The sequence below is a fragment of the Thalassospira sp. UBA848 genome, assembly GCF_002295455.1.
Classification (GTDB): Bacteria; Pseudomonadota; Alphaproteobacteria; order Rhodospirillales; family Thalassospiraceae; genus Thalassospira.
The window spans coordinates 25,148-36,690 of sequence record NZ_DBGS01000045.1 but is presented as its reverse complement, the minus strand read 5'-3'; the positions used below and the strand labels follow the sequence as shown (position 1 = coordinate 36,690).

At 55.7% G+C, this 11,543-nt stretch carries 10 protein-coding genes; 3 read left to right on the top strand and 7 right to left on the bottom strand.

Going from position 1 to position 11,543, the window contains the following annotated elements; translation table 11 throughout:
- Positions 1-146: 146 nt before the first annotated feature.
- A complete protein-coding gene (locus B2R48_RS05900; RefSeq protein WP_296998737.1) occupies positions 147-1,130 on the bottom strand; it encodes a LysR family transcriptional regulator in 984 nt (327 codons plus the stop codon).
- Positions 1,131-1,267: 137 nt separating this feature from the next.
- Here B2R48_RS05900 and B2R48_RS05895 point away from each other — a divergent pair, with 137 nt between their 5' ends.
- Complete coding sequence (locus B2R48_RS05895; RefSeq protein WP_008889045.1) at positions 1,268-1,450, top strand: hypothetical protein; 183 nt, start codon at positions 1,268-1,270, stop codon at positions 1,448-1,450.
- A 248-nt stretch (positions 1,451-1,698) separates the two neighbouring features.
- Here B2R48_RS05895 and B2R48_RS05890 read toward each other — a convergent pair whose 3' ends face one another.
- The 6 genes from B2R48_RS05890 to B2R48_RS05865 all read right to left on the bottom strand — a co-directional run bounded on the left by B2R48_RS05890 (position 1,699) and on the right by B2R48_RS05865 (position 10,377).
- A complete protein-coding gene (locus B2R48_RS05890; RefSeq protein WP_296998734.1) occupies positions 1,699-3,009 on the bottom strand; it encodes an MFS transporter in 1,311 nt (436 codons plus the stop codon).
- 168 nt (positions 3,010-3,177) lie between these two features.
- Positions 3,178-5,193, bottom strand: a complete 2,016-nt coding sequence (locus B2R48_RS05885) for a TRAP transporter permease (protein WP_213475372.1) — start codon at positions 5,191-5,193, stop codon at positions 3,178-3,180.
- Between the two features lie 5 nt (positions 5,194-5,198).
- The gene (locus tag B2R48_RS05880; RefSeq protein ID WP_296998732.1) at positions 5,199-5,675 is read right to left on the bottom strand and encodes a DUF1850 domain-containing protein; all 477 of its coding nucleotides are present in this window, start codon (positions 5,673-5,675) and stop codon (positions 5,199-5,201) included.
- Positions 5,676-5,709: 34 nt separating this feature from the next.
- The gene (locus B2R48_RS05875) at positions 5,710-6,675 is read right to left on the bottom strand and encodes a TAXI family TRAP transporter solute-binding subunit (protein WP_062953637.1); all 966 of its coding nucleotides are present in this window, start codon (positions 6,673-6,675) and stop codon (positions 5,710-5,712) included.
- Positions 6,676-7,132: 457 nt separating this feature from the next.
- Positions 7,133-8,542: a sigma-54-dependent transcriptional regulator gene (locus tag B2R48_RS05870; RefSeq protein ID WP_296998729.1), complete on the bottom strand. Its 1,410-nt coding sequence runs from the start codon at positions 8,540-8,542 to the stop codon at positions 7,133-7,135.
- Positions 8,539-10,377 carry a sensor histidine kinase gene (locus B2R48_RS05865; protein WP_296998727.1) on the bottom strand — a complete coding sequence of 613 codons (1,839 nt, stop codon included), beginning with the start codon at positions 10,375-10,377 and terminating at the stop codon, positions 8,539-8,541. Before B2R48_RS05865 ends, B2R48_RS05870 begins: the two co-directional genes overlap by 4 nt.
- Positions 10,378-10,566: 189 nt before the next feature.
- Between B2R48_RS05865 and B2R48_RS05860 the strand changes: the two genes are divergently transcribed.
- Entirely contained in the window at positions 10,567-11,283 is a 717-nt protein-coding gene (locus B2R48_RS05860; protein ID WP_084271922.1) for a response regulator transcription factor, read from the top strand.
- Between the two features lie 90 nt (positions 11,284-11,373).
- A partial coding sequence (locus B2R48_RS05855; RefSeq protein WP_296998739.1) for a sensor N-terminal transmembrane domain-containing protein occupies positions 11,374-11,543 on the top strand: 170 nt, incomplete at its 3' end.

The window sequence follows — 11,543 nt, the reverse complement described above, 5'->3', positions numbered from 1 at the left end:
TATGAAAAATGCGGCTTTGCGCGCACAGGCGAAAGCCGCATTCTTGATGATCTTTCCAACTCATCGGAACTGCAGTTCCGGTTTGATTTCGCGGCCTACCAGAAAGCCCTGCCCTTCTAGGCGCTTGATCGGTCGGCTTAGGTGCGCTATTTGGCGCGATCGCGTGCCGCGGCTGCTGTGTCGGTGGTGCCGTCGCTGTTGCGGGTGACCGCACGGGCATCGCGGAAGCCAAGCTCCCATGGCGGGACCGGGGTGAATTTTTCCGCCAGAAAGTCAACAAAGGCACGGACCTTTGGCGACAGGTGGCGTTTATGGGGATACACCGCCGAAATCCACGCCTGATCATGGACATATTCGGTCAGAACCGGGGTCAGGCGACCGGTGCGGATATCTTCGTGCACGAGATATTCCGCCAGTCGCGCCATGCCCAGCCCGGCCAGAACCGCTTCGTGCAGCACGTCGCCGTCATTGGCAGAGAAAGACCCCTGCGCACGGAAGGACACATGGCCATCCGGGGTTTCGAAATGCCAGTCGTTAAAGCTTTCGCGCGATGACAGATGCAGACAGTTGTGGTTTTCAAGTTCCTGTGGCTTGCGCGGAATGCCGTTCTTTTCCAGATATTCCGGCGATGCGACGATCATGCGGCGGTTGACGGCATATTTACGCGCAATCAGGGATGAATCCTCAAGTGCCGACAGACGAATGGCAAGGTCATAGCCATCGTTGACCAGATCGGTGAATTTGTCATCAAGGGTCAGTTCAATCCGCACATCCGGATAGCGCGCCAGGAATTCCGGGATCAGGGGCACCACCTGCATTTTGGTGAAGGCAACCGATGCGTTGATGCGCAATGTCCCGCGCGGGGCGGCATAAAGCTGTGTTACGACTTCTTCGGCTTCTTCGATCTCGTTCAGGATGGTGCGCGCGCGTTCGTAAAAGGCACGGCCTTCTTCGGTCAGGCTAAGCTGACGCGTGGTGCGCATCAAAAGACGCGCGCCGAGGCGATCCTCAAGGCGCGAGATGTATTTCGAGACGGCTGACGGTGACAGGCGCATTGTCCGGGCAGCGGCCGAGAAGCTTCCCTCCTCGACAGCATGGACAAAGATTTCCATTTCCGCGGCGCGATCCATATTTCAGCTTCCTATTTATGACGCTCATTCACAAGTAATGTGCATATTGAGGTAATTCTCTTTCCCCGTAAAGGAAATTACATTGAGTTCATCGAGAGCGACATGGGTCGCAACGAACGAAATTTCAGGAGGTCACCATGGCCACTTACGAAGAAATCACCACCCGTTACATCTCCACCACTGAAATCGAGGCAGGTGTACGCAAGGGTCAGCAGCTCCGCGCTGAATTCGTAGGCTCCTTCTTCCGTAACCTGTTCAAAGGTTCCGAGAAATCAGCCGACGTAAACCATCCGGCTGGCACCGTTGGCGGTGCTGCCTAACTGACGACCTAACTGCATGCGGTCGAGCGCCGATTGATTTTCCTCCCCAAGAGGTGCTCCCGCAGGCAGGGACTACGACTACGGTTTCTATCTAGCGTCTTCCTCCCTATTTGACGCTGTTTTCCCGACTGGCCCGGACACTTTTGTGTTCCGGGCCATTTTTTTGTTCGGGTCATTTTTTGTTCGGGTCATTTTTTGTTCGGGTCATTTTTTGTTCGGGTCCGGGCCCCTATCCCGAATGGCTTTCCCTAATGGCTTTCTTTGGGCGCAATGTTTGGCGGCACATAGAACCCCGGCCGTTCCGAGAACCACGAGCCAATACTGACCACAGCGGATGCAATCAGTGTAACGACCAGCATCATCGCAATCGAAATGTCGGCGGCAAACATCCAGCCATAAATTGCCGGTCCCATCGCGGATGCCAGAACCATCACGGCGGTCAAGGTGCTGCGCACCGCACCAATTTCATCAAGCGGGACCAATTCCGGGATGATGGCAGTGCGCAGTGTCGTGGCAAAGCCGACCGTAATGCCCACCAGCCCCATGTAAATCAGGATCACCCATGGCGTGGTTGTAAGGGCAAGAATGGCTATGCCAACCATCATCGGGATCAGATGCCAGGGAAACAGGCGGCGGGCCGAATGCTTGTCAATCAGCGGACCACTGCCAAACGCGCCCAGTACCGATGTGATGGCAAAAACCGTGAACCCGGCGGCAAACCACCCCAGTTCAATTTCCTTGTGGGTGGAAATGGCCCCCTGATGGAAAAACAGGGCGGTCATGATCAGCGGCGGTGCGGCCAGCATCGGCATGCAGAACCAGACATAAAGCGATTTGAACAGGCGCGGATGATCAATTGAAGCGTCAGGCGACGGGGACTCGGTGCTATCGGCGTTGGATGGGGCGGCGTTGGTTGCGGCAGATGTGTTTGGCGACTCGTTTGATTTTGCCGGTGATCTTGTGGGCGCCTTGCGGAATTTCGCATCCCCGCGAATAAGCCAGATCGCAGCCGGCAGCAGAATGACCAGAATGAAGACCGCCGACCCGGCATAGGTATAGCGCCAGCCAAAAGCGGCAATCAGGGCCAGCAAGGTCGCGGGCAGGATGGCCTCTGCCAGGGGGAAGCCGAAACTGGCAATCGCCAGCGCCCGTCCACGACTGCGGGAAAAATACCGCGCGATGCCGGTCATGCTGACATGGCTCATCAAGCCTTGCCCGGCCAGACGCAAGACAAACAGGGCGGCGATCAGCATCCAGACATTGCCGGCGAGTGAAATCATCACACACCCAAGTGCGAGAAGCGCCATGGTTGCCAAGCTGTAAGACAGGATATCCACCTTGTCGATCCAGCGCCCCACCACTGGCAGGCAAAGCGCACTGGCGATGGTGATCCCGGCATAGATATTGGCAAATTCGGTTTCATTGAGTGCCAAGCTTGCCGAGATAAAGGGCACAAACAGCGCAACCAGAAACGTCTGCCCGAACGAGGAGCCGAAACTGTGCAGCGCGCCAAAGGCCAGCTGGCGCGGTGCCTGACGAAGCAAGGTGAAAAATTGCATGCGGATTCCGGCAAGGTATGAGTGGGGCGCGCGATTTAAGGTCGAAATAGTATGAGGAATTTATCTGTGCGAACGCGGCCTGTCTACCTGCCCGCATGGATGGGGCGCGCAAAGAAAAAGCCCGCAGCGGGAACTGCGGGCTTTGAGTTTCCTTGAGGAAGGAAAGGTTTAGCTTGCGGCGACAGCCGGTGTCGGGGTGTTCTTTTTGCCCTGCCACCAGTTAATGGCCAGAACCGCAAGAAGCACGACGGTACCTGCGACTTCGGCGCGGAAGTCGGGATAGAAGACACCGATGGTCGCCGGAACGATGATGATCCGCGAGAACACATCCATGGTGGCAAACAGGAAGCCTTCAAGGGCGGCTGCAAAGGCAACCAGACACAGGATGGCGGTAAAGCCGGTCCACAGAACGAGCTCGATTGCGCCGCCTTCGATGATTTCCGGGTTAAACACCATGAAGGCCGGGATCAGATAGAGACCCTTGGCAAACTTCCACGCCTGCACACTGGTTTCCATGGGACTTGCGTTGGCAATGGCCGCCCCCGCAAAGCCCGCCAATGCAATGGGCGGTGTGACGTTACTGTCCTGCGAGTACCAGAAGACCACAAGATGGGCGATCAGAAGCGGGATGCCGAACTCGTTCGAAAGTGCCGGGCCAACCAGCACGATCAGCACGATATAGGATGCCGTCACCGGCAGGCCCATACCAAGGATCAGGCTGGCGATCAGCACCAGAATAAGTGCCAGAACGATGTTGCCACCCGAAAACGCGATCATCATGGACGAGAATTTCAGACCCAGACCGGTCAGGCCGACAACGCCGACAATGATCCCGGCAACCGCACAGGCCATGGAAACGGCAACGGCGTTCTTCGCACCAAGTTCAAGGGCCGCGATGGTGATTGCGATGCCCTTGCGAATGGCGGCAACCAGTTTGTCATGGCTTGGTTTTTCGCCATTTTGCGGGGCGACAATAAAGAACCACAGCGCATAGCGCAGGGCGGCAACGCCAATCACGGAAAGGATCGCCCAGAAGCCGACACGCATCGGCGATATGTTCAGCACCAGCAGGTAAATCAGCACACCCAGCGGCAAGATGAATTGCCAGCCTTCCTTAAGAACCTGTTTCCAGTCGGGCAGTTCTTCGACCGGCATACCGCGCATACCCTGTTTCAGGGCAACGATATGCACGAACAGATAAACCGTGCCGAGATAGAGAACCGCCGGGAAAATCGAAACCAGAACGATTTCGAGGTAGGGGACCTGCGTATATTCGGAAATCAGGAAGGCACCCGCCCCCATCAGCGGCGGAGTGATCTGCCCGCCGGTGGAAGCAGCCGCTTCGACGCCGCCTGCCTGTGCCGGGCGATAGCCAAGGCGCTTCATCAGCGGAATGGTAAAAGCACCGGTCGTCACGACATTGGCAATGGCCGACCCGCTGATCGAACCCATACCAGCCGATGCCAGAACAGCGGCCTTGGCCGGACCACCGGGCTTTTTGCCCGTTGCGGCATAGGCCATGTCGATAAAGAATTTGCCGGCACCGGTCACTTCAAGGAATGCCCCGAACAGCACGAACATGAAGATATAGGTCGCAGCAACCCCCATCGGCAGGCCATAGATGCCTTCCTGACCGAGGTAAAGCTGACCAACCAGCCGATCAACACTGTTGCCGCGGTGGGACAGAATGCCCGGCAGCCATTCGCCAACCCAGGGCAGGGCACCGCGGGGACCCGACAGGGCATAGATGATGGCGACAATGCCGATCACGGTCATGCCAAGGCCGACTGCACGGCGGCTGGCCTCCAGCACGGTGACCGTGGCGATGACGCCGATGATCAGGTCGGTGTCGCTCCAGAAACCGGCGCGGTTGATAATTTCATCAAGATAGAAGGTCAGGTAGAAGCCCGTGGCAAAGGCACCGGCAAGGAAGGCGATATCAATCAGCCAGCCAAGTGCGCCGCGCTTTTTGTTGCTGCCAAACACCGGGAACATCAAAAAGGCCAGGAACATCACAAACGCAAGGTGGATACTGCGTTGATAGAACAGGCCAAGCGGTTCGATCCCTGCGCCATACATCTGGAACAAAGAAAGTGCGACTGCAACAATTGAAATTGCCCACATAACCATTCGTGGCTGTGGCAATTTATCCGTCATGGACGGAAGCGGTGCCGGTTCGGACATTAAACTTATTCCCCGGTATCAAGGCGGATGGTGACACGGGTGTGTTCAGCCATCTTTGAAAGGTTGATCTCGTCACTGTCTGTGACGATGCGATGATTTACCGCAAGTGACCCCACGCGTAGCACATAGGCGTTGCCGCGCACAGGTTCGTCGATATCTTCGATCCAGTATCCGCCCCCTTCTGCGCTGGTCAGAATACCACGACCTGGGTAATGACCAAGACCTGCAGCGAAGTCGGGCTGATAGGCGCGATGGAGAACCATCTTGCCCAGATCATCGACATAACAGTCGATTACGCCATCACCGGTCACAGAATGGTTCCAATACAGGCACCAGCCGGATTGACGTGGAATTTCGGTTCTGGCCAGAAGCGTCCCGTCCGCACCGATGACTTCAAGATGGTCAATCACGGTGCCGGGCTTGACGTGGTCCTGACGGGCCGGACCAGAACATGCCACTATCAAGAGAAGAAGGGCGGCCAATAATGGCCGCCCAAACATTTGCAGAAGCATCCGATTACGGCATCAGCTTCGGCGGAATCGGCATGCCGGTTTCTTCGTAGTAACGAAGCGCACCCGGATGCATCGGGATCGGGGTCGAATTCAGAGCGAAATCAACCGTGGTGTCGTTTGCTGCCGGGTGGATGGCAATCAGTTCTTCGACCTTTTCAAACAGGGTCTTGGTGATCTGATAAGCCAGTTCCTCGTCCATTTCTTCGTTCACGAACAGAACGTTCGGGGTCGAAATGGTGTTAACCGGTGCGGTTACGCCTTCGTAGATGCCGGTACGCAGCGCGTACGGTGCAAAGGTCGGTTCTGCATCCAGTGCAGCAAGGATTTCGTCATCGGTCAGCGCGATCAGCTTGATGTCGCGCGTGGTTGCGAGGTTCAGGATCGAGCTGGTGGGCGGACCAACGCTCCAGAAACCGGCGTCGATGTCACCATCACGAAGGGCATCTGCGGTTTCGTTGAAGTTCAGGCGCTGTTCTTCGATGTCATCATAGGTGATGCCATTGGCGTTCAGCAGGGTCTGTGCCGAAACTTCGGTACCCGAACCCGGTGCGCCGACAGAAACGCGTTTGCCCTTAAGATCGGCAAGACCGTTGATGCCGCTGTCAGCCATGGTGACGATCTGAACTGCGTTCGGATAGATCGATGCCAGGGCACGAACGTTATCAAGGGTGCGGCCTTCGAATTTGCCGGTGCCGGTGAAGCCGGCATAGACGGTATCGGCAAGACCGATCGCGATGTCACTGTCGCCGCGCGAAATCAGGCCCATGTTTTCAACAGACGCGCCGGTAACTTCGGCAACGGCGCTGGAACCATCGACATATTTGGTGATCAGTTCCGCAAGGCCACCGCCATACGGATAATAAGTGCCACCGGTACCACCGGTTGCGATTGACAGTTGCTGTGCCGACGCGGGTGCGGCGGTCAGCATCATGGCTGCGGCTGCTGCTGTAAGCAGAGTACGGAGCTTCATGACAGTCCTCCCTAGGGTTAACACTCTTAACGACAAATAGATCCAAAGGATCTTTCGAGAATATGATTCTTCACGTTCTTCGATGACCCGTTTGGCGGGCCTGTTGTTTTTGGGTTCTTGCGGACACCTGAACATGATCGCACCAAATGGTGCTGATCAGAATACAGGGCGCATTTCAGAACCATGTTCGAGAGATGATTTCAGACAGCCATTTGTTCCGTCCGAACTGGACAGGCTGTGTGGTCTCCTCCCTCGTGTTTTCGTCAGTTTATCATTTTGGGATTCTAATACGCAATGAGTATGCCAAAACCGGAATAAAAAATAATAATATAAATCAATATCTTATGGATTGGCGATTCTGCAATTCGGCATAATCTTGCCGATTTACCGAAATTGATCGGCGGAATCTTGCCGACTTATTGCGTGTGCGAGATAAATATCGCATCGCAACAATAACTTAGGCCGATTTATCGCGCCGGATGTTGAGTTTTTTCATTTTTTCATTGAGCGTCCGGCGCGGGATGTCGAGTTCTTCCATCACGGATTTGACGTTGCCATCATGGCGATCCAGTGCGTCGCGGATGACGCGTTCCTCGAACTCGCGAAGCTGCTCGGCAAGGGCCAGATCCGTTGTTTGCGGGCCGGATGGTTCAAATCCGCCCTTGAACAGGCGTTTGAAGCGTTCTTCGGGGCTGCCGACCAGAAGCACATAGCGTTCGGCCATGTTTTTAAGTTCGCGCACATTGCCCGACCAGTCATGCGCCCTGAGTTGTGCAATCAGGGTTGGTGTGACGCGCTCATAGGGGCGTTCAAACCGCTCGGCAGCGCGTTCGGCGAAGATGTCAAACAACAGCGCGACATCATCCTGGCGTTCGCGCAAGGGGGCGATGGACAGTTCAAAGGTGTTGATGCGAAACAGCAGGTCTTCGCGGAAATTGCGTTCGGCAACTGCGGCCACCAGATCCTCGTTGGTGGCACAGATCAGACGGAAATCGACTTTTACCGGCGCATTGGAGCCCAGACGCACCACTTCGCGCTGTTCAATCACACGGAGCAATTTGGCCTGAAGGGCCAGCGGCATGCTTGATATTTCATCAAGAAACAGCGTGCCGCCAATCGCATGTTCGATCCAGCCGATCCGTTGGCTTGCGGCACCGGTAAAGGCACCTTTTTCGTGGCCAAACAGTTCGCTTTCGGCCGTGCTTTCGGGGATGGCGGCACAGTTTACTGCGACAAACTTTTCATCGTGACGGTCGCTGAGATCATGGATGGCACGCGCGACCAGTTCCTTGCCGGTGCCGGTTTCGCCGGAAATCAGAACCGGGACTTCTGTTGGCGCGATATTGGCAATTTCATCCTTAAGGTTGCGCATGGCCACCGAATTGCCGATCAGGCGTGAATCAAGGCTGCCGCGGTTTTCGATTTGACGCCGGAGGTTTCGGTTCTCGATCACCAAACGGCGTTTTTCAATGGCGCGTTCCAGGCTTTCGACAATGTCTTTTGGCTCGAACGGTTTTTCGACGAAATCATAGGCGCCGCTTTTCATCGCCTCGACCGCCATCGGCACGTCGCCGTGGCCGGTCATCAGGATGATGGGAATGTCGGGATCGGCTGCCAACACGGACCGGGTAAAGGTAATGCCATCAAGTTTGGGCATTTTGACATCGGTCAGGATCACCCCGGCGAACTCGGGATTGATGTCGTGCAATGCTTCGCGGGCGTCTTCATACACCGTGACGTCGAAATCGGACAGTTCCAGCCATTGGGCAAGAGAGACGCGCATGGCCTCGTCATCATCGACAATGATGATGTGTGGCGTGATTTGCGGTGCGACGTCATTGTCTTGCGCGCGGTCTTTGGTGGTCACGGTGTTTTACCCTTGAGTAGCGGCAGGCGAACTTCGAAACAGGCCCCGGCGGTTTCGCTGTTATAGGCTTTTATGCTGCCGCCGAAGTCCCGCACAATGCCATAAGTTACCGAAAGTCCCAATCCCACGCCCTGACCGGGATCCTTGGTGGTGAAAAACGGATCAAACAAAAGAGACAGGGTTTCGTCATTCATGCCCGGCCCGGTATCGGTGATGCGCATGATGACATCGGTCCCGGACTCAGACAGGTCAATATAGATCCGCTTGGGTGTGCTGCCAGCCATCGCGTCAATCGCATTGCGGATAATGTTCACGCAAATCTGTTCGATGCGCACAAGGTCGGCGCGAATAACAAGCGGCGTATCGGGTTCATTGCATTCAATGCCGCATTCTTCCTGCTGTAATTGCGGGCTTAGCAATTGCAGGGCGTTATCAAGTGCGACCTTGAGATCGACCGGTTCCAGAACCCCCGTCGATTTGCGCGAGAATGTCTTGAGCTGGCCGGTGATGGCGCCCATCCGTTCGGTGAGTGCGGAGATTTGATTGATGTTCTGATCAAGCTTTTCGGTCTTGCCGCGCTCGATCATCAGTTTGGCACTGGCGCAAAATGTTCGGATGGCGGCAATCGGCTGGTTGATTTCGTGCGCAATGGCGGCCGACATCTGACCAAGGGCTGCGAGCTTTCCGGCCTGCACCAGTTCGTTCTGAGTGCCGCGCAGTTCTTCTTCGGTTTTGCGCCGTTCGGTGATTTCTTCTTCAAGACGGGTGTTAAGCGCCTGAATACGTTCAAATTCAAGCGCTTCGCGCTGGGAGGCAAGCTTGAGTTCGCGTTCGCGCAGGAACAGGATGACCAGAATGATCATGCCCCCGGCGATCACCGCGATCAGCATGACCGCCCCTTGGCGGTCCGTAACCTGATCCATGGATGTCAGATAGAAAATCCGCCAGGCACTGCCGCGGATCGGTTTGCTGTCAAACAGGTAGCGATGACCATCAATGGCGACGATGCCCGATCCCTTTGCCAGTTGCTGCCCGACATCAAGTGATGGCAGATCGCGACCGGGATATTGCCGGTTGCTTTCGATCCGGGCACGGTCAGCCGGCGACAGCGGGGACAGGGTTTTATATTTCCAGTCCCCCTGACTGGTCAGGGTAATCACCCCGTCGGCGTCGGAGACAAAAACGGTCTCGCCCGCGTCCTGCCAGTTCTGTTCAACTTCATCAAGTTCAAGTTTGACGACAACGACTCCGATGACCTCGTCATTTTCACTGTCGCGGACCGGGTTGGAAATGAACAGGCCTGCCCGCCCGGTGGTGACCCCGATGCCAAAAAAGAACCCTTCGTTGCCCTGCAAGGACTGATTGAAATAGGGGCGGAAGGAATAGTCTTCGCCAACAAAGCTGTCTGGTGTGTTCCAGTTGCTTGAAGCGACGGTTTCACCGGTGTCATCAAGAATATAAAGCGCCGCCGCACCGGACTGATCATTGACCTGTTGAAGATACAGGTTGGCGGTTTGCGCCGTACTGCGATCTTTGACCGCGCGGGTGACCTGATGATGGCGGGCGACGACATAGGGGAGATAGCGATAGCGATCAATGGCCGCACGCAATGAGCTGTCATACAGCGCCAGCCGGGCTTCGCCGGTGGTTTCAAGTTCGCGAATGGTCAGATTTCCGGTCGAGCTGACAGCCGCCCAAATCACCATTGCCGAAATAAACGTCCCGGCAAAGATCAGGGTTCCGCGGCTGAAATTGCTTAACCAATAGAAAATCGCGACCTCCCCCGGTGATCCGGGATCCTTTTGAAGTGCCGGGCGTTGGGCGTGGGATGACATATTTACGCCAATTAGGGAACGTGGCGACATAAAGTCAACAAATACAGATGACCAAGGGCCTGAAACGCACGTGTATTTGAAGGGCCTTATTTATGCCGCAAGTGGTTATTTTTTCGCCACATTGGAATGTAAATTGTATAGTCACCAGACGAATGAGTGAAATGTATCTGTCCAGTAGATGAGGTCCAGGTGAGTAAGATCGCACTTGTTGATGACGACCGGAATATCCTGACGTCGGTTTCGATGGCGTTGGAAGAAGAAGGATATGAGGTCCTGACATATTCTGATGGTTCGGAAGCACTTCATGCCATCACGAAAGAAGAGCCTGATCTTGCGGTGCTTGATATCAAGATGCCCCGCATGGACGGACTGGAACTTCTGACCCATTTGCGCAAGAAAACCGAAATGCCGGTGATCTTCCTGACATCCAAGGATGACGAGGTTGATGAGCTGACCGGCCTGCGCATGGGGGCTGATGACTATATCAAGAAGCCGTTTTCCCAGCGTTTGCTGATTGAACGTATTCGCACCCTTCTGCGCCGTGCGGAAATCATGCGTGCAGGCGGCGTGCGCCCGAACGGGTCAGATGATGTTTTGCAGCGCGGTGATCTGGTGCTTGATCCGTCGCGCCATATGTGCAGCTGGAAGGGTCAGCATGTGAACCTGACCGTGACGGAGTTCTTGCTGATTCAGGCGCTGGCGAAACATCCGGGGCATGTGAAGAACCGCGATCAGCTGATTGATGCTGCCTATGGCGAGCACATCTATGTTGATGACCGCACGATTGACAGCCACATCAAGCGCCTGCGCAAAAAGTTCCGCGAGACCGACAAGGAATTCAAGGAAATCGAGACCCTTTATGGTGTGGGCTATCGTTATCGCGACACCGCCACGGTGGCGAGCTGACCAGAGATTTTCTGACGCGCCAAGGCAATGGCTTTGGCGCGCATCCTTTTGCGGGCCCGATCAACACCGGGCCGGTTATTGCAGGTTTGAATGAGCGATCTTGGGACTGGTGATCACGACCAGCACACAGGTCCGTCCGAAACCCGGGCGACACGGATAGAGGAACGCCACGGGCTTTTTTCGCCGTTGACCTGGCGGATTCTGGCCGTCAACGCGCTGGCACTTTTTGTGCTGGTGGCGGGTATCCTGTATCTGGGGCG